The sequence below is a fragment of the Acidobacteriota bacterium genome (genome assembly GCA_022562055.1).
Lineage (GTDB): Bacteria > Actinomycetota > Acidimicrobiia > Spongiisociales > UBA5794 > BMS3BBIN02.
The window spans coordinates 93517-110211 of sequence record JADFQA010000003.1 but is presented as its reverse complement, the minus strand read 5'-3'; the positions used below and the strand labels follow the sequence as shown (position 1 = coordinate 110211).

At 60.0% G+C, this 16695-nt stretch carries 19 protein-coding genes; 3 read left to right on the top strand and 16 right to left on the bottom strand.

Features of this window, described 5'->3' with window-relative positions:
• Window positions 1-13: 13 nt before the first annotated feature.
• The 4 genes from dprA to IIC71_01825 all read right to left on the bottom strand — a co-directional run bounded on the left by dprA (window position 14) and on the right by IIC71_01825 (window position 4362).
• The gene (dprA, locus tag IIC71_01840) at window positions 14-1036 is read right to left on the bottom strand and encodes a DNA-protecting protein DprA (protein ID MCH7667936.1); all 1023 of its coding nucleotides are present in this window, start codon (window positions 1034-1036) and stop codon (window positions 14-16) included.
• Between the two features lie 32 nt (window positions 1037-1068).
• Window positions 1069-2541, bottom strand: coding sequence for a YifB family Mg chelatase-like AAA ATPase (locus IIC71_01835; GenBank protein MCH7667935.1), 1473 nt, complete (start codon window positions 2539-2541; stop codon window positions 1069-1071).
• 99 nt (window positions 2542-2640) lie between these two features.
• Window positions 2641-3468 carry a hypothetical protein gene (locus IIC71_01830; GenBank protein ID MCH7667934.1) on the bottom strand — a complete coding sequence of 276 codons (828 nt, stop codon included), beginning with the start codon at window positions 3466-3468 and terminating at the stop codon, window positions 2641-2643.
• A gap of 102 nt (window positions 3469-3570) precedes the next feature.
• Window positions 3571-4362 carry an enoyl-CoA hydratase/isomerase family protein gene (locus IIC71_01825; GenBank protein MCH7667933.1) on the bottom strand — a complete coding sequence of 264 codons (792 nt, stop codon included), beginning with the start codon at window positions 4360-4362 and terminating at the stop codon, window positions 3571-3573.
• Window positions 4363-4536: 174 nt separating this feature from the next.
• Between IIC71_01825 and IIC71_01820 the strand changes: the two genes are divergently transcribed.
• A complete protein-coding gene (locus IIC71_01820; GenBank protein MCH7667932.1) occupies window positions 4537-4731 on the top strand; it encodes a hypothetical protein in 195 nt (64 codons plus the stop codon).
• Window positions 4731-5945 carry an aminotransferase class V-fold PLP-dependent enzyme gene (locus IIC71_01815; GenBank protein ID MCH7667931.1) on the top strand — a complete coding sequence of 405 codons (1215 nt, stop codon included), beginning with the start codon at window positions 4731-4733 and terminating at the stop codon, window positions 5943-5945. Before IIC71_01820 ends, IIC71_01815 begins: the two co-directional genes overlap by 1 nt.
• Window positions 5946-6009: 64 nt before the next feature.
• Here IIC71_01815 and IIC71_01810 read toward each other — a convergent pair whose 3' ends face one another.
• From IIC71_01810 to trmD, 9 genes are all read right to left on the bottom strand, one after another.
• A complete protein-coding gene (locus IIC71_01810) occupies window positions 6010-6243 on the bottom strand; it encodes a type II toxin-antitoxin system RelE/ParE family toxin (protein ID MCH7667930.1) in 234 nt (77 codons plus the stop codon).
• A complete protein-coding gene (locus tag IIC71_01805) occupies window positions 6215-7225 on the bottom strand; it encodes a hypothetical protein (protein MCH7667929.1) in 1011 nt (336 codons plus the stop codon). Before IIC71_01805 ends, IIC71_01810 begins: the two co-directional genes overlap by 29 nt.
• Before the next feature lie 65 nt (window positions 7226-7290).
• Entirely contained in the window at window positions 7291-7734 is a 444-nt protein-coding gene (locus IIC71_01800) for a YraN family protein (GenBank protein MCH7667928.1), read from the bottom strand.
• Window positions 7635-7931, bottom strand: a complete 297-nt coding sequence (locus IIC71_01795; protein MCH7667927.1) for a DUF2469 domain-containing protein — start codon at window positions 7929-7931, stop codon at window positions 7635-7637. Before IIC71_01795 ends, IIC71_01800 begins: the two co-directional genes overlap by 100 nt.
• A 136-nt stretch (window positions 7932-8067) precedes the next feature.
• The gene (gene lepB, locus IIC71_01790; GenBank protein ID MCH7667926.1) at window positions 8068-8751 is read right to left on the bottom strand and encodes a signal peptidase I; all 684 of its coding nucleotides are present in this window, start codon (window positions 8749-8751) and stop codon (window positions 8068-8070) included.
• Window positions 8752-8763: 12 nt separating this feature from the next.
• Window positions 8764-9393, bottom strand: coding sequence for a DNA-3-methyladenine glycosylase 2 family protein (locus IIC71_01785; protein MCH7667925.1), 630 nt, complete (start codon window positions 9391-9393; stop codon window positions 8764-8766).
• Between the two features lie 26 nt (window positions 9394-9419).
• The gene (gene lepB / locus IIC71_01780; protein MCH7667924.1) at window positions 9420-10187 is read right to left on the bottom strand and encodes a signal peptidase I; all 768 of its coding nucleotides are present in this window, start codon (window positions 10185-10187) and stop codon (window positions 9420-9422) included.
• Window positions 10188-10192: 5 nt separating this feature from the next.
• Complete coding sequence (gene rplS / locus IIC71_01775) at window positions 10193-10537, bottom strand: 50S ribosomal protein L19 (GenBank protein MCH7667923.1); 345 nt, start codon at window positions 10535-10537, stop codon at window positions 10193-10195.
• Between the two features lie 37 nt (window positions 10538-10574).
• Window positions 10575-11267, bottom strand: a complete 693-nt coding sequence (trmD, locus tag IIC71_01770) for a tRNA (guanosine(37)-N1)-methyltransferase TrmD (protein MCH7667922.1) — start codon at window positions 11265-11267, stop codon at window positions 10575-10577.
• A 55-nt stretch (window positions 11268-11322) separates the two neighbouring features.
• Here trmD and IIC71_01765 point away from each other — a divergent pair, with 55 nt between their 5' ends.
• On the top strand, window positions 11323-12099 hold the full coding sequence (locus tag IIC71_01765) for a heavy metal-binding domain-containing protein (GenBank protein ID MCH7667921.1): 777 nt from the start codon (window positions 11323-11325) through the stop codon (window positions 12097-12099).
• Between the two features lie 3 nt (window positions 12100-12102).
• Here IIC71_01765 and IIC71_01760 read toward each other — a convergent pair whose 3' ends face one another.
• The 3 genes from IIC71_01760 to cofG are packed head-to-tail and all read right to left on the bottom strand — an operon-like array spanning window position 12103 to window position 16668.
• Window positions 12103-13536 (bottom strand): nitronate monooxygenase, encoded by a 1434-nt coding sequence (locus IIC71_01760; GenBank protein MCH7667920.1) that lies wholly within the window; start codon window positions 13534-13536, stop codon window positions 12103-12105.
• Window positions 13537-13591: 55 nt separating this feature from the next.
• On the bottom strand, window positions 13592-15523 hold the full coding sequence (gene cofH, locus IIC71_01755; GenBank protein ID MCH7667919.1) for a 5-amino-6-(D-ribitylamino)uracil--L-tyrosine 4-hydroxyphenyl transferase CofH: 1932 nt from the start codon (window positions 15521-15523) through the stop codon (window positions 13592-13594).
• Window positions 15520-16668, bottom strand: a complete 1149-nt coding sequence (gene cofG / locus IIC71_01750) for a 7,8-didemethyl-8-hydroxy-5-deazariboflavin synthase CofG (GenBank protein ID MCH7667918.1) — start codon at window positions 16666-16668, stop codon at window positions 15520-15522. Before cofG ends, cofH begins: the two co-directional genes overlap by 4 nt.
• Between the last annotated feature and the right edge of the window lie 27 nt (window positions 16669-16695).

The window sequence follows — 16695 nt, the reverse complement described above, 5'->3', positions numbered from 1 at the left end:
ATCGGCCAGCGCGTTACATGTTGCCCTTCTGAGATCTGATGTATGTGTCACCGATCGCGATCAGGTCGCCGGCAGCAACCATCTCGCCAACCGTTGCGACGACCTCGGCGACTGGCCTGCCAGACTGTATGACCAGATTGTCGATGGTGGCCGGATGGACTCGCTCCATGGCTTCAACAAGCCACCCGACGGCTGGTTCGATGGCCTTAGCGGATTTAGGTTTGGGTGGTGCCCCGACGAGCAGCCGTAGGTCCTCAATGAGTTCGTCGGGGTCGAGTGCCGGAAAGGCACCGTCACGGATCAAAAGATTGCAACCGCGGCTCGTGCGCCGATTGACGTCCCCAGGGACCGCAAACACCGGTACCCCTTGGTCCAGGGCAAGCGACGCGGTGATTAGCGCACCACCCTTCACATCAGCCTCGACAACTATCACGGCGTCGGCCAGCGCCGAGATGATCCTGTTGCGTGGCGGGAACCGCCAAGGCCGCGGGTCGGCACCCAACGGATACTCCGACACCACAGCGCCACCGCTATCGACAAGTTGCCGCGCCAGCGATCGATGCTCGGGCGGGTATAAAACGTCGACACCCGAACCGAGTACGACACACCCGTGACCACCCCCACGCACAGTGCCCTTGTGCGCGGCACCATCGACACCTCTGGCGAGGCCGCTGACGGTGCTCCAACCCTCGTTGGCGATGGCTTCGCCGTATGCGGTCGCGAGATTGCGGCCATACGTTGTGGCTGTACGGGTGCCAACGACTGCGAACGTAGGGCCAGTCGCAATCTCTCCGACAATGAACAACCCCGGTGGCCGATCTGGACGGTTGGCTAGTCGACGTGGGAAGGATGGATCGTCGTCAGCAATCCATCGAACCTTCGCGTCCTCAAGCGACGCCCGACGCTCCTCTGCGGACACTGAAAGGGCGCTTCTTGTTGCCGAGGACTGCCGCGTCTTCCCATGTGTTACCGCTGCGACCACCGCCTCATAGGAACCGAATCGGGCAACCAAGTCGCGCAACGTTCGCGGTGACATTCCGGCGCATTGACATCGCAGCTTTGCGTCGTTCACTGTGACACGCCGCGAAGCACGAGCGCTTCTGCAACGTGGGCCTTGGAAATCGATTCGGCGCCGGCAAGGTCCGCAACGGTACGAGCGAGGCGCCTAACCCTGTCCCACCCGCGGGCGGTGAGAGCGTTGGTCGCAACCGCCTTGCGCAACAAGGTCTTGGCTCCGTCCTCCCACGGCTGCATGTCAAGGTCACGCCGGCGCAACTCCCTATTCATCTGGCCGCGAGCCGTTTGTATATCCGCAGCAGCCTGAACACGCGATCGCACGGCCGCTGAACGCTCGCCGCGGCGACCAACAAGATCGTCGGCCGGCACACGGTCAACGACTACACGAACGTCGAAACGATCAACCAACGGCCCTGATAGTCGTCGTCGGTAACGATCGATCGCTGATGCCGAGCACACACATGACGTGGTTCGGTCATCGCGGTATCCGCAGGGACACGGATTTGTCGCCGCAATCAACTGGAATCTCGACGGGAACTCGACCGAGAAGCCCACACGGGCGACAACGACACTGCCATCCTCGATTGGTTGGCGCAACGCATCGAGAAGGTGTACCGGGAACTCGCCTAACTCGTCGAGGAAGAGCACCCCGTGATGTGCAAGCGTGATCTCGCCCGCAACCGGGGTCCCGGAGCCCCCGCCAATCAGCGCCGCCATGGTGGCTGAATGGTGAGGAGACCGGAATGGCGGAATCAAGATGTCGTTCCTGAATCGACCAACGGCCGCCCACCCAAGCGCAACATCCAGCGCTGCTGCTTCGCGAAGCGGCGGCAGGATCGTGGGAAGCGCACGAGCAAGCATTGTCTTACCGGCACCGGGTGGTCCAGACATCAGTACGTGGTGGCCTCCTGCGGCGGCAACTTCGAGCGCACGTTTTGCCAACGAATGGCCTCTGATGTCAGCGAAATCGTTACCCTCGTCCGGTTCAACCGCTTCTTGTGACTGCGGCGCTCGGATCGCCTCACCGCGGGCTGCTTGGATGGCCTCGGCCAAGGTGGCAGCCAACGCAATAGGGGCATCGGTGATGACAGCAGCTTCGGGGCCACTGGCGTCAGGCAAAATACACAACTTGTTCATGGCGCGACCCACTACCGCGGCGCCGAGACCGCCGGTAACGGGTTGTACTGCACCATCAAGTCCAAGCTCTCCAAGTGTGACAACTTCCGCACACCCCATGGGGATCTGGCGCGACGCGGCGAGCACACCGAGGGCTATTGGAAGGTCGTACGCGGACCCCGCCTTGGGGAGGTTGGCCGGCGACAGGTTGATCACGACCCTGCGCTGCGGGAAGTCGAACCCCGTCGCCACAATTGCCGCCGATACTCGCTCGCGGGCTTCGCGTACCGCAGCGTCAGGCAACCCGACGATTGCAACACCTGGTTTCTTCCCCCCGATGTGAACTTCGATGCGAACGGGGCGGGGCTCAACCCCTACAAGGGCGACAGACGTAACAGCAGCGAACATGCCACCAACGTACGAACTCTGCGACTCCGATGGAAGGGTGTTGGTTGGGGCGTTTCAGTACGCCCCAACCAACCCTCCGACGTATGCGACTGGAGAAAGTCAGTCAGCGCCGATTGCTTCACGGGCAGCGACGTTTGCGCCGGCGTAGAACGAGGCGAGGACCGCTGCCACTTCGGCCTTGTCATTTGACAACGTGGTTGTGTCAAGCAATGCACCCACCCAGCCATCTGTTGTCCAAGCCCCGACCTCAAGCTCGTCGAGAACGTCGGGTGAGGGAGCCGGCCATGGCAGGACGTACGCGTACGGTGCTGCCGAACCGCCATCACCGAAAGACAGCCCGAACGTCACCGACTTTGCGACTTCGGGGTCGGCTTCCTTGTCGATAACTCCGATCGTCCCTGAATCGAAATGATGTGGCCAGACACGAACGGGCGATGGATCATCGAGATCGGACTTGGCGCCCTCGAGTCCTGTGCCAGCCATCGCCACCCACGCCTCAACGGACGCAAGAGCAGGCTCGGCGACGAACACACCACCATCAGCAAGACTATGCTCGCCCATCTTCTCGAACGGGTACGCCATGTCGTCGGGTGCCTCACCACCGTTACGCGACGCAACCTGTGCGCTAAGCCAGGTCATCACCTCGGCAACCGTCTTGCCGGCGAGCGCAAAAATCTCATCCCCACCGGCGTCTGTGACGACGAGTTCAAGCGCGGAAATACGCAGCCCAACACGAAACGGGGTCGTGGTTGAGGTCTTCTTGCTTAAAAGCGTGGAGGTCTCAACGTCCCACGTCACGGCGACATGACCCCAATCATCCTCGGCCTCCGCCAGGGCCTTTCCGACGATGCCGGGAAAGTGTACCGCCCAGTGAGCGACAGTTCGGGCAGATGAGTACGAGTCGATGTCTTCAATTTTGAGCATCATGACCTCCTCTGGATCAGTCACTTGACGAACCCACGACGGGCGTTTGCCATTCCCGTTTGTGTTTGAGCGCCCTCTCGATAGTGGCCAGGGCCAGGCGACAGGTCAGTGACCGGTGAATTTCGGGGACCGCTGTTCCTGAAATGAACGCACTCCTTCGGCAACATCGTCCGATGTCAACAGTGTTGCCTGCGCCTGGGTCTCGTACGCGACGGCCTGCTCGAAGGACCATTCAAATGAGCGGTTCAGTCCCTGCTTGATGAAGCGCTGTGCAAGCGGTGCTCCGGCCGTAAGCTCGTTTGCGAGTTCTTCGACGTTTTTGCGAAGGCTGCCGACCGGGACGATTGCCGACACGAGACCGATCCTCATCGCCTCGTGGGCGTCGACCATACGTCCGGTCAACGCCATCTCTTTTGCGCGGGCAAGGCCAACCAAACGCGGGAGCAACCATGTTCCACCGAAGTCGACGGTCAGTCCACGTCGCACAAACACCTCTCCGAACCGCGCATCCTCGGACGCAATAACAACATCGCAACCCAGCGCAAGGTTGAGTCCTGCACCGGCGGCGACCCCGTCGACCATCGCGATCACCGGTTTTGGCATGTGGAAAAGCTCGGTTGCTGCCTCCCCAACCGGACGCATCCACGCTGCACCGACTGCTGCTGAGGACGCTGTCTCGGCAAAGTCGTTTTCGCCGACATCGGCGCCTGAGCAAAAGTTCCCTCCCGACCCTGAGATAACGAGAACCCTCTGATCGCATGACCGGAAGTCTCTGAACGCATCCCTCAGCTCCACCCAACCAGAGCGCGGCGTCGCGTTCATCACATCGGGACGATTTAGTGTCAACCACCGAACCGCGTTGGTATCGGAGATCAACAGAAAACTCGGGTCAGCCATGGGCGAACCTTACCGCGTAGCCGTGTTGCATCGATGTCGCGGGGCCGTACCATGTGCGCATGGGTCTCAATCCTTTTCGAAACCAAGACAAGACAACCCTCGATCTTGTGCTCGTCATCCTGTTCGTCGTTGTCACGGTCGCGCTTATCGGCTGGGGATTCTTCGGGTAGTCGTATGCCCTTTGGACACGAAGACGTCATGACAATTCAGCCCTACCAGGCGCGCAAGCAATACCTCTGCCCCGGGTGCGAGCAAACCATCGGCGAGGGCGTCGGCCACGTTGTTATCGTGCCGCAGCTCGCCCCCGATCTGCGCCGTCACTGGCATCGCGGTTGCTGGTACAAGGAACTTCGCCGCAGGAGGTCATGATGTTTGATGTCACATTTGCCCGATCGCAGTTCCCCGCGTTTGCGAAGGAGCCAACCCGGACGTGGGGCTTCTTCCAAAACGCCGGGGGTAGCTACCTTCCCGCTGCCGTGCTTGATCGATACGTTGAGTTTCTCACCGATTTCAAGGTACAGCCGTACGGGGACAACCCCATGGCGAAACGCGCCGGCGAGGCAATGGATGCTGGACGGGCCACGCTCGCCGACCTGCTCGGCGTACCGATCGACCGACTGACGATCGGCCCATCGACTACCCAGAACTTGAATACGCTGGCCAACGCTTTCCGGGGCAATCTCGGACCTGGAGACGAGATCATCGTCACTGATCAGGACCACGAAGCGAACATAGGGTGCTGGGAGCGACTGTGCGACGAGACGGGGGCAAATTTGCTCTGGTGGCACGTCGACCCCACATCCGGCCTGCTTGATATAGAGGATCTTGAATCGACCCTCACCGATGCAGTCGTCGTCGTCGCGATGACACACGTGTCGAACGTCGCCGGTGTGATCAACCCGGTTGCGCAGGTTGCGGAGCTGGTCCACATGCGAAATCGCTTCCTCATCGTTGATGGTGTTGCCGCCGCGCCGCACATGTGGCCACATGTTGACGCGACCGGAGCAGACGCCTATCTGTTTAGTCTCTACAAGACGTTTGCACCGCATCTCGGAGCTATGGTCACCACACCGCGCTTGCTTGAGGCCGTCACGCCGCAATCGCATTTTTTCAACACCGACGTGCCGTGGAAGCGGCTTGACGGCGCCGGTCCCGATCACGCTGCGATCGCCGCGCTTGTCGGTCTCGGTGACTACTTTGACACGCTCGCCGACCATCACGGGATCAACGTCGCTAACCGGGCGGTCCGCGTGCGAGAGCTATCCGAGTTGATGCGCGCCCACGAATTCGAACTCGCGTTACCCCTAGTCGAGCTTCTCCTATCGCGAGGTACACGGGTCATCGGGACCACAGATCATCCCGACAAGGTCGCCAACTTTTCCCTCGCCCCCAAGCAACCCACCGCACGCAGCATCGTTGACCGTCTGGCAGAGTCACAGATCGCTGCCGACGCCGACCACTTCTATGCGGCGAGACTCGTCGCAGCGTGCGGCATCGAGAACGTGGCGAGGATCAGTTTCGCTCACTACAACACAGCGGAGGAAGTGACACGCATGGTCGATACTCTGGCGACGGTCCTCTAAACAAGCCTCAGGCGACACTGCGCCCGGGGAGACCCGCCAAGCGACCTGCCTCCGAGCAAAGCGTTTAGCGGGGACGGTAGACATCAGCGCGGTGGTCGATACAGAGCACCCGAACTGTGTTTTCGTCGCCGGATTCGTACACGATGCGATATATGCCAACTCGTACTGAATCCAGACCGAACAACTCGTTTCCAAGCGCCCTCCCAACGGGACGAGGATTGGCAACACGCGGACCAACGAGAGTTCGACAACGGCCACTGGCCGTTACCTCATGGCAGTCGGGTGTAGACGATGTCATCCTCCGACAGCACCACCGTATCGGACGACGCCTCATGCTCGAAACGCAGGCTCACATCCGGAAGTTGCGAACTCTGCTCCGAGCCTCGCGGGTGGCAGTTGGCGATCGGTGCCACCTCAAACACCGACTTTCCCGCAAGGTCGAACGTGCCGGAACCTTGCGCTGACCAGGTGGCATAGGTGAAACCCTGGGTCTCGCACAGGCCAGAGCGCGTGTCTGAAGACTCCCACGATCCATCGGCGAGGATCGACATCGCAACGCGGGTGCCGTCTTGATCCGTGGCCTCCCACGACCCAACAAACGGGTTACTAGCGTCTGGGAGGACTCCACCGACTGGCGCCAATCTTGTGTACCGCACACCGCCGCTGGCAGGCTCGAGTGCGTCACGGCTCTGGTCATGAAAGAATCTGAGGGCTCGATCGCTGGCGCTGCCACTTTCGAGATCGTACGGGTAACACACCACCGACCCTGCAATCGTGAGGGTCGGCACGAGGTTTGCGCCTTCTCCGACCATGTCGTCGATGAACGAAGGCTGATCCGTCAGTTCTACAGTGGCCGATCCGGCCCACGTTTCGGGTGAATGTGCGAATCCCTGATCTCGACAATCTCGAGAGGCAGAGTCCCAGTGCATAAAGGCACCATCAGGACCAACGCGAAGGTCTAACTGGCTGCCATCGAGGGCGGTCGCCGTCCATCTCCCAACAAAGGGGTTCTCGTCCGTGGTAGGCGAAGTCGTCGAAAAGACGGCTTCCGTGGTCGAGGTGGTAGGAGATACTATGAGGGTTGGTGATGCCGCGACAGCTGGGACCGTCGGTGAGGTCGCCCCAGGCGAAACCTCGGTTGTGTCCGGCTCCCCTGAGTCGACGAGCAACGCTGCCGCGAGCACCCCGACCGTCAAGACGACCCCGCTCGCCACGACGATCACTACCTTCCATACCGGCCAACGGCGGCGCTCAGATTTCGGTGGGGGTTTGTCTACCATCGTCTTTCCTCCAACACGAAGAATCTACACCGACACCGATTCAATGGCCGCCGATTGGAACCGTGTTACAGGTGCCGAACCCAGCGTATTGCGACGCGATCCGGGAAGAGCTGAACACCAATCGCATCCACGCGTTGAATCGGGACCTTGGCGGCGGCAACCGAGCGATAGACAACGTCCCTTTTGTGGGTGTCGATCCTGTCGAGCGGATCTCCTCGGCCGACAATCGTCTTCACTTCCACAGCGATTGTTACACCCCGATGTTTGACGACAAGGTCGAGTTCGCCACCGGACACTCTTAGGTTTCGATGGAGGACTGAGGCACCGCGACGAATCAGAAACTCTGCAGCACACCGTTCGCCGATTTCACCAACCGAGATTCGGCGTTTCGCACTGTCTGCGTGAACGCCTACAGTTTTGCGGAGTGTTCGAGTTCCTCGATATTGACGTCTCGAAAGGTCATCACTTTGACCTTCTTCACGAAACGGGCCGGACGGTACATGTCCCATACCCATGCGTCTTCAAGCTCCAATTCAAAATAGACGGAGCCGTCAATGCTTTTCGTATTCAACTCGACACCATTGGCAAGGTAAAAACGGCGTTCGGTCTCAACAACGAACCGGAACATCGACAGTACGTCGCGATACTCCTTGTAGATCTGTAGCTCGATGTCGGTTTCGTAACGCTCGAGATCTTCATCACTCATGTGATGGTCCTTGCCTTGGGGTGGGCGTGATAATAGATACTTCGGAAGCTAAGGACGACTTCTAATGCGTTTCTATCAAACGCCACCGACAAACCGTTCGTCGCGGCTTACGACACTCGACCGCCTCCCTCACGATCTACAGACCACTCCAATGTCCTGCGGGCCACACGACCGCCAGCGCCCGACCGACAATGACGTCTTCGGGAACCGTTCCGAACACTCGCGAGTCTTTCGAACGGTTGCGGTTGTCACCCATCACAAACACGTGTCCAGCGGGGATCGTGAACGGCGCATACGGTTGTAGGACCAACCCGTCAGGGACGTACCCCTCGCTGAGCAAGAGACCATCGATGTACACGGATCCTCCCTTGATCTCGATCGTTTCGCCTTCAAGTGCAATCACTCGCTTGATGAGTTGGACGCCGGGCGTCCGTGTGCCTAGTGCTTCGCGCACGTTTCTCGAAACCGCGCCAATGAACGACTCGGGCGGAGAGGGACTAGAGGTTATTTCGTCAAATACGATTACATCGCCGCGTTGGATGTCGCCAAAACGGTATGCCATCTTGTTGACCACCACCCAGTCATCGACGGTGAGGGTCTGTTCCATCGACGCCGAAGGGATGAAAAATGCCTGGATCAAAAATGTCTCGATGACAATCGCGGTCGCAAACGCCGCCAAAAGTAGGATGAGAAAATCCCGTATTGACCGGAAACGGGACCTTATGCGGAGGGACCGAGCGGACACTGCTCGCCGCTCATCGTGATCGTCATGGCTCGAGTGAAGTGTCTCGAATGAATCGGGCTTCGGATCAGATTCCATACGCTACGCACTCTATCGACGAAGTACAGCAATGCCCTGGCGGTCGCTGTAGTCGAGGCCGCCGAGGTAGTCGTGCCACAGTATGCGGGCGGCAGTTGCTCGATGCGGTGCCCACGCCTCCGCAATGGCGTCGGCATCGTCGTAAGTCGGCACGCTGGAAAGCCCCATGACGGACTCCATCGAAACGACCAACGCACGATCGCCGCGAGGCCACAGGTCGCAGCGTAGGTCCGCAAACATGAGGTACACCGCAGCGGTCCACGGGCCTACCCCGCGCAGGCCACATAGCTTGGAGAACGCCGCGGCATCGTCGAGGTCGTCGACCACAAGCAGGTCCGGATTCTCAACCAGCAGTCGGGCGATGCCTAAGCAGTAGCCGAATTTCTGATGTGAGAAACCGATAATGCGAGCCGTAGCCGCATCCAGGCCAGCGAAACGGTCCGGTGTGACCACGCCGAGGTTATTGACGAGCCGGCTAAAAGCAGCCTGGGCGCTCGCCAAAGACACCTGTTGCTCAAGAATGATGTGGACTAGAGACGCGAAGCCCGGGTCCCGCTTCCACAACGGGGGAACTCCGTTGCGATCGAGGCGCTGTGCGAAGTACGGAAAGTTCGCGGCGAGTTCTGTGACGGGACCAATCATCGCCGCACGAGAAGCGAGCCGGAAACTCAGAGACCGCTCCAATTTGAGAATGGCCAAAGTATCACGAAGGCGCGGCCGATAATTCGCTGCTCAGGCACCGTTCCGAAGACGCGGCTGTCGCGCGAGTGGTTGCGGTTATCTCCCATGACAAAGACTTCCCCATCGGGGACGAGCTGAGGACCGAAGTCAGGGCTCGGGCCATCCCAAACTGCGTACGGTTCGTCGAGCGCGACACCGTCTATGAACACGGTCTGGTCGCGCACTTCGATCGATTCTCCTGGTAGACCTATTACACGCTTGATGAGATCAGATTGTGGTGTCGAAACGCCCACCGCCTCGGCCACGGTGCGCACGACTGCGCTCGGTAGAGATTCACCGGTGCGCGGTGTGAGGTCGAATACGACAACGTGGCCCCGGTCGATGTCGCCGATTCGATAGGCAAGCTTGTTGACCGCAACACGGTCACCGACCTCTAATGTGTCGAGCATCGACTCGGACGGTATCCAGAACACCTGAACGAGCAACAGCTTGATGATGACCGCAACGGCAACAGCCTTGATCGCGAGCGAGAGAAGGTCCAGTAGAAAACTAGTTTTGTCCGCCTTGTCGTCAGATTCAGAGACGTCGTCGGACTTGACGGTGCTCGTGGACCCATCGCCGGCAAGGTCATCGTTTTGCGGTGCCGGTGTCTCTACCCGCGCGGACTGGAATTCTCCAGAGGGAGGTCTCGGGCTTGCAAACGGGTCTGGGGGCGGAGTTCCCCCTTGCGTAGAGGAGCCTTCGGGGTCGGCCACCTCGCTCAGTCCCGCTTCTCCTTGATGCGCGCCGCCTTACCAACGCGGTCACGCAAGTAGTAGAGCTTGGCTCGCCGCACGTCGCCGCGGCGCACCACTTCGAGATGATCGATAATCGGCGCATGGACCGGAAAAATGCGTTCGACACCGACACCTGCGCTGATTTTGCGAACAGTGAATGTCGCGCGAATGCCGCCACCGTTGCGGGCTATGACAACACCCTCGAACACCTGGAGTCGGTGGCGACTACCTTCAACGACCCGCACGTGGACGCGCACCGTGTCACCGGGGCTGAAATCTGGGATGTCATCGCGCAAGTACGCGGACTCGACATGATCGAGCAAGTTCACGGAGTCCTCCGAGGCGTGTTCAAAACCGTCTGGGAGCTTACTCCACTTCCCTAGGCTCGGCGAACTCTGTGCGGAGCAAGTCGGGTCGACGTAGGCGAGTTCGCTCAAGCCGCTGCTGCCGGCGCCACTCCTCAACCCGTTCGTGGTGCCCGGACAGCAGCACGTCGGGTACGGACCACCCACGCCAATCTGCTGGTCGAGTGTACTGGGGCTCTTCAAGCAGGCCGTTGCGGAAAGATTCGGTGTGCACTGATTCTGGGTTGCCAAGCGCACCCGGTAACAGCCTTGTCACCCCTTCAACGATCGCCAACGCAGCCACTTCCCCGCCGAGCAGGACATAGTCGCCGATAGAGACCTCCTCGTCAATGAAGTTTTCTGCAATGCGCTCATCGACACCTTCGTATCTCCCGCACACCAGAGTCAATGCAGGAAGTAGCGCCCAGCGATCGAGAGTCACCTGCGTGAGGGTTGCGCCGGCAGGTGTCAACAGAATCCGTCGAGTCGCCGCGTAGGGTCCCAAGGCGTTCGCCATTGGCTCGGGTTGCAGCACCATGCCAACCCCGCCACCAAATGGCGCATCGTCGACCTGGCGATGTACGCCACTGCCAAACTCCCGTAAATCGACAACAGTTGTTTCAAGAAGGCCTGTAGCGCGAGCCTTGCCAACAATCGATATTTCGAGCGTCTCAGCAAAGAAATCAGGGAAAATCGTGATGATCGCAATGTGCATGGTGCAAGGGTATCCTGCGGTGTCAAGGGAACGCAATCGCCAGACAAAGGGCAGCATGGCCTACAGCGAAGACACCATCCGCAACGGCGCCGGAATCGAACAGGCGCGACGTGATACGGTCGACCCGTTCGGAGACGACCGTCCTGTGTTTCGCTCTACATCGAACGAGAACGAAGCCATGGAACACAACTGGCAACGACCCGCCACTTCCACCGCAGACGCACAAACCACCGCCCTTGAGCACATTGATCTCACGGGTGACGATCCGGTAGCAGCGGTAACCCGGTCAGCAGTGGTAACCGAGTCGATCAGCCAACAGCCGCAGGCAGTCTCGACCCCCAGCGACGCCGCGGATGTGCCAGAGGCAGTGGAAAACGCGACAATTCGCGATCTACGGACCACGAGCCGTACCAACGTCCTTAAAGAGCCGTCCGCTCACTACGGGTTAGGCCGGCGCTGGGGCTCGCAGTGGAGCACCGCGGCTCAAGGGTGGGTCACCTCGCCGTCTGGCGAACAAGTGTGGCGACCAGTGATAAGCACGACAGAAACCCTGTCACAGTGGGACACCGATACCTACCTTGGCGTCGTGACGGCCGAAGTAGCAATCGACGCCTCTCCTGCCGGGTACACCAACCTTGGCGAGACCCTCGCACGCGCCCGCCAAATCGGGATCGACGGCCTCACCGAGGAAGCCATTGATCGAGGCGCACACGCGGTAATCGGCGTCGCTATGACGTACACCCCTCTCGGCGACCGGCTTCTAATCACCATGACCGGAACCGCAGTCACACTCCGGGAAAAAGCCCCACAGCAGCCGCGGCTTGGCTACTGATCTCTAGACGATTGATTCTGCTACTTCGCTCTCAGCAATAGCGGGTGCCGCAATACCAAGAATGGTGTTGATGACGTGGACGGCGCTGTAGGTGGCGGAGCCTTGCGGGAGGAATCTCGCGATCGTCGCCACGTCGTCACCAGACGTCACGAGATCCCCTTCAACAGCGCCGTTGAACTGAATCTGCGGCATGCCGATCGCGCTGCACAGCGCGTTGCAGACGCACTTACGCCCGACCGTTTCTTCCATCTTTCCCCCTTTGGCAAGATAGTCGTCAATCGGTTCGGAGGGACAGCGCCACCCGATTTTGCCGTTTTCTCGTCGATAAGCAGTACGCAAATAGCCGAGGTCGCACACCCGCTCGCGCTCTTGGTACACAGACTCGACGGAAAGCGAGCCCTTGATTTGCAAGACCTTGAACGGGAAGCCGGTTGGCGAGGCGCGAGGGTCCGTTTTGACCTTGGCTTCACCGGCACGCGACATCGCAAGTACCCCCATCTTGATCTCTTCGGTGAACCCCGACTCTTCGCAATAAGCAAACGCCGTTCCGATCTGAACACCAACGGCTCCAACTGCCTGCGCGTCGCGCAACCCTTGCGCGGTCGCAAAGCCACCGGCGAGCCAAAAGGGGCGCCCAAGTGCCACGATGTTCTCTAGCTTGGGTACGTCGCGGTCACCGTAGATTGGCTCACCCTCATCGGAAAGTTGCAACTTCCCGCGCGGCGGTGCGTTGTGTCCACCGGCAACGGGCATCTCGACGATGAACCCGTCAACAAAACCATTTGCCTTCGTCGCCAACATCTTGGCGAGGACGTCAGATGTGATGATGGCAAGAAATTTTGGTCGCTTTAGATCGATGATCCGGCCCCTGCTGAAAGCCGTCGGATCGAAACGCATCACAAAGTTGTCGTCTTTGTGTGCACCCTTCACGTCGAGCCTCAGCTCGGCCGTCTCACCAACCGAGAGCTTGTCGAGAATGCCAGGGATCGATCGGGGTATACCGGCCCCCATCAGCACATAGTCCACATCGGCAAGCATCGCGCCGTAAATGGACGCCAAAGTGGGGGGCTGGAGCTTCTCCAAGAAATTGATGCCGACAACTCCGTCGTGCCCCTCCTTGGCGAGCCACACCTCAACGAAGTTGGCGACTACCAGCAGTTCTGTGAGCGCTTGGGATGGCCGGTGGGACACTAGCGGCTTCTGGGTGAACCTCTCGGTAGCGGTTTTGCCACCCTCGATGAAGTACTTTTCGAGAACACGATCCGCAACACCGGGGATCGGGAACGCAGCAAGACCGCGACGCATCGATCCGTCTGAGTCGCCCATTTCGAGACGTCGCACCAAAACAACATCAAGAGCGGTCCCAGACACGACTCCCATCTGACCCTCAATGGCAACTGCGCGTGCAAGGACCCAATTGGACACGGCTACGCCCATGCCGCCTTGGATAATCGAAGGATGGGAGACAATCACGGCATGTACACTAACCGAGTCACGGCGAATCGGACATCGAGCCGCTGGTGCTTCGGCGGCCGCCGGCCGAGCCACTGCTCCAGCCAACTCTGCTGACGAACTCCTCGTAAAGCGTCGTGCGTTGGCGCGGAGTCCGCCCCGCCGCCTCAATCGCCGACACAAAGTCCTCTGGAGCCATCTCGGTCCCGTGCGCTGCTCCTGCTGCATGCGAAATGGTCTCGCCCATCAATGTTCCACCGAGGTCGTTGCAACCTGCTGACAGCAGACGAACTCCGGCATCGAGCCCAAGTTTCACCCACGACGCTTGGATGTTGTCGATCAATCCGTGAAAAGCAATCCGGGCAACAGAGTGCACCAGAACCGTCTCATCCCAGGTTGGTCCGGGTCGACTCCTACCTCGCAAGTAGATCGGGGCACCCATGTGCACAAACGGCAGCGGGACGAACTCGGTGAACCCACCGGTCGACCGCTGAATGGTCCGGAGCACCTCAAAGTGCTCAGCCCACGACGCGGCGTCGTCGATGTGTCCAAACATCATCGTTGCGGTGGACCGCAAACCAAGGCCGTGGGCGGTCACCATGACTTCTGCCCACTGCCCCGTCCTTATTTTGTCGGGACACAAGTACTCGCGAATACGGTCGTCGAGAATCTCCGCAGCCGTGCCCGGAAGGGATCCTAGACCAGCGTTTCGCAAACGCTGCAGGAATTCCTTCACCGACACCCCGAGCGTGTCGGCGCCTTGCCACACCTCCAGCGGCGTGAACCCGTGGCAGTGCATTTCAGGAATATGTTCCTTGATCGACTCGAGCAGAGCGATATAGAAGTCTCCGGTAAAGTCTGGATGTATGCCGCCTTGCAGGCAGACTTCTGTCGCTCCGCGGCGATGTGCTTCGACGGCGCGTTCGACCACTTGCGGAATTGTCATGAGATACGGGTCGCCGCGTAGTTCTAGCGACCGGGGTCCTTTAGAAAACGCGCAGAACCCGCACTTGAAGTAACACTGGTTCGTGTAGTTGATGTTTCGATTGACAACGTAGGTAACAACATCGCCGTTCACTCGCTTGCGTAGGACGTCCGCTACGCCGGCGATCGCATCAACTTCATCGCCTCGCGCGGAGAACAGTCGGACGACTTCCGTCTGGGTCGGGGCGGTGCCCTCGATGGCGCGATCAAGGATGCCACCAAGGTCCACGGCGAGATCTCGGGACGCCGACTCGCCGCTCACCGACCTCCACGCCTCATCACCCCACTGGGCGGAAAATCGCCGCTCTGGAACTGGCGCAGCCATGTTCTTTCCTGGAGCCCACTCGTCCTTCGGTCTCGCAGCCCCGCTCGCATCAACAAGTTCAAGTGCTGCCGCGAACCTGTCGGCGTCGAGGTGCGAACGCAGATCCTCGACCGACACGCCGGGCGGATACACCGCACGCTCAACAAGACGCCCACCCAAGGAATCACGCAACTCACCAACCATGGCGGACGTCCATCCGCGCAATACAAGATCCTCTGCGCCCGAGCCAACCGCGCCAAGTGCTTCGTGTACGTCATCGACAAACACCGAAACTCGGGCCACCGTACCGGGGAGGGCCGTGATCTGAGCCAGCTCGGTCGCATGCGATCGCCCGCCGCGAAGAAACGCTGCTTGAGTACGGGCCACAGCCTCCACCACATCGGCACGGATGCCAGTGTCGATCACCGTGATACGCCAGCCAGGGACGCCCTGTTGCGCCAAAGACAACGCCTGTTGCGGTTCCACAACCCAGGCAAGCGGTTCGACACCATCGACACTGGTCGCCACCGCCCCCAGCTTCGCCTCAACGGTTGCGGTCCACGACGCCGCGTCCAACGCCGAAACCTCAACAACAGTCGTGCCCTCACGTCTGCGGGTGGTGGCCCAAAGCACATGGACCTGCTCAGCGGGGCGCAAATGGACAGCGGTCACGAAGCGGTTCATGCGGATGCTCCTACCCTCAGTGAGTTGCGGCCCACGAGTCCGTCGTCGTCAGCCGCGTCCAAGACTCGGTTAAGAAGTGCCCGGTCAACCCACGTTTCGTTTTGATACCGTGGGTACACCGGCAATCGTGCCCGCAACTCGAATCCACCACGCGACGTGACTGCACTGAGTTTCTCTACATGCGGCCAGGGTGCCTCGGGGTTCACCCAGTCAATCGTCAGCGGAGAAACCCCGCCCCAGTCGTTGATACCGGCGTCGAGGTAGACCGAAAAGTCCTCAGTGAGGTTTGGCGGCACTTGGACGCTCATCTCTGGACCCATGATCCAGCGCGCTAGTGCCACGACTCGTGCAAAAAACGGGATGTCAGGTTCGGGGGCCAACCGCATCAACGTGTCGTTCTTGGCACGGAAGTTCTGAATGATGACCTCCTGGATATGCCCGTGCCGGGCTTGCAGATCGGCCAGCGCGAACAGAGAATCGACTATCTCCTCGTTGTTCTCCCCAATCCCTACAAGGATCCCGGTCGTAAAGGGCACCTTGGCAACGCCCGCGGCCGAAATTGTCGCCACCCGCAAGACGGGATCCTTGTCCGGGCAGTTGTGGTGAGGCATACCCGGTTCCATCAGACGCGGTGAGATATTTTCCAACATCATCCCCATGGAGGGATTCGAAGGACGCAGTGCAACGAAGTCATCAAAACTCAGCAGGCCAGGATTGGCATGTGGGAACAGCGACGTCTCCGACACGACAGCCTCACACATTTGGGCGACGTACTCAAGCGTCGATTCGTGACCGTGATCTTGCAGCCAGACCTTCGCTTGCAGCCACCTCGCCTCCGGCCGATCTCCGAGCGTGAACAACGCCTCGGTACAACCGTGTGATTGGCCGGCCCGAGCGATTGCGATGACATCCTCGGGCTCAAGGTACTGGCCGCCGGCCCCCGGGGGTTTGGCAAAGGTGCAGTAGGTGCACACGTCCTGGCACAACGTCGTGAGCGGGATGAACACCTTACGCGAATAGGTTATGACCCGACCGAAACCCTCGTCGCGGAGGCGGCGAGCCTCGGCAAGCAGCAGATCTGCACTCTCGACACCGTTCAGAATGTCGATCGCAAGCGCTCGATCGGGACGGGGAAATTTCGGCATCGCAGAACGGTATCACAGACAATGCTG

Bases quoted from the DNA above. Each gene is read 5' to 3' on its own strand.
- IIC71_01825 (MCH7667933.1), bottom strand. From the start codon at position 4,362: ATGGCTGACCCGAGTTTTCTGTTGATCTCCGATACCAACGCGGTTCGG.
- IIC71_01805 (MCH7667929.1), bottom strand. From the start codon at position 7,225: ATGGTAGACAAACCCCCACCGAAATCTGAGCGCCGCCGTTGGCCGGTA.
- IIC71_01820 (MCH7667932.1), top strand. From the start codon at position 4,537: ATGCCCTTTGGACACGAAGACGTCATGACAATTCAGCCCTACCAGGCG.
- IIC71_01795 (MCH7667927.1), bottom strand. From the start codon at position 7,931: ATGAGTGATGAAGATCTCGAGCGTTACGAAACCGACATCGAGCTACAG.
- IIC71_01830 (MCH7667934.1), bottom strand. From the start codon at position 3,468: ATGATGCTCAAAATTGAAGACATCGACTCGTACTCATCTGCCCGAACT.
- IIC71_01800 (MCH7667928.1), bottom strand. From the start codon at position 7,734: ATGGGACATGTACCGTCCGGCCCGTTTCGTGAAGAAGGTCAAAGTGAT.
- IIC71_01810 (MCH7667930.1), bottom strand. From the start codon at position 6,243: ATGACATCGTCTACACCCGACTGCCATGAGGTAACGGCCAGTGGCCGT.
- dprA (MCH7667936.1), bottom strand. From the start codon at position 1,036: ATGTCACCGCGAACGTTGCGCGACTTGGTTGCCCGATTCGGTTCCTAT.
- IIC71_01760 (MCH7667920.1), bottom strand. From the start codon at position 13,536: ATGGGCGTAGCCGTGTCCAATTGGGTCCTTGCACGCGCAGTTGCCATT.
- IIC71_01765 (MCH7667921.1), top strand. From the start codon at position 11,323: ATGGCCTACAGCGAAGACACCATCCGCAACGGCGCCGGAATCGAACAG.
- IIC71_01815 (MCH7667931.1), top strand. From the start codon at position 4,731: ATGTTTGATGTCACATTTGCCCGATCGCAGTTCCCCGCGTTTGCGAAG.
- lepB (MCH7667926.1), bottom strand. From the start codon at position 8,751: ATGGAATCTGATCCGAAGCCCGATTCATTCGAGACACTTCACTCGAGC.
- IIC71_01835 (MCH7667935.1), bottom strand. From the start codon at position 2,541: ATGTTCGCTGCTGTTACGTCTGTCGCCCTTGTAGGGGTTGAGCCCCGC.
- trmD (MCH7667922.1), bottom strand. From the start codon at position 11,267: ATGCACATTGCGATCATCACGATTTTCCCTGATTTCTTTGCTGAGACG.
- cofG (MCH7667918.1), bottom strand. From the start codon at position 16,668: ATGCCGAAATTTCCCCGTCCCGATCGAGCGCTTGCGATCGACATTCTG.
- IIC71_01785 (MCH7667925.1), bottom strand. From the start codon at position 9,393: ATGATTGGTCCCGTCACAGAACTCGCCGCGAACTTTCCGTACTTCGCA.
- cofH (MCH7667919.1), bottom strand. From the start codon at position 15,523: ATGAACCGCTTCGTGACCGCTGTCCATTTGCGCCCCGCTGAGCAGGTC.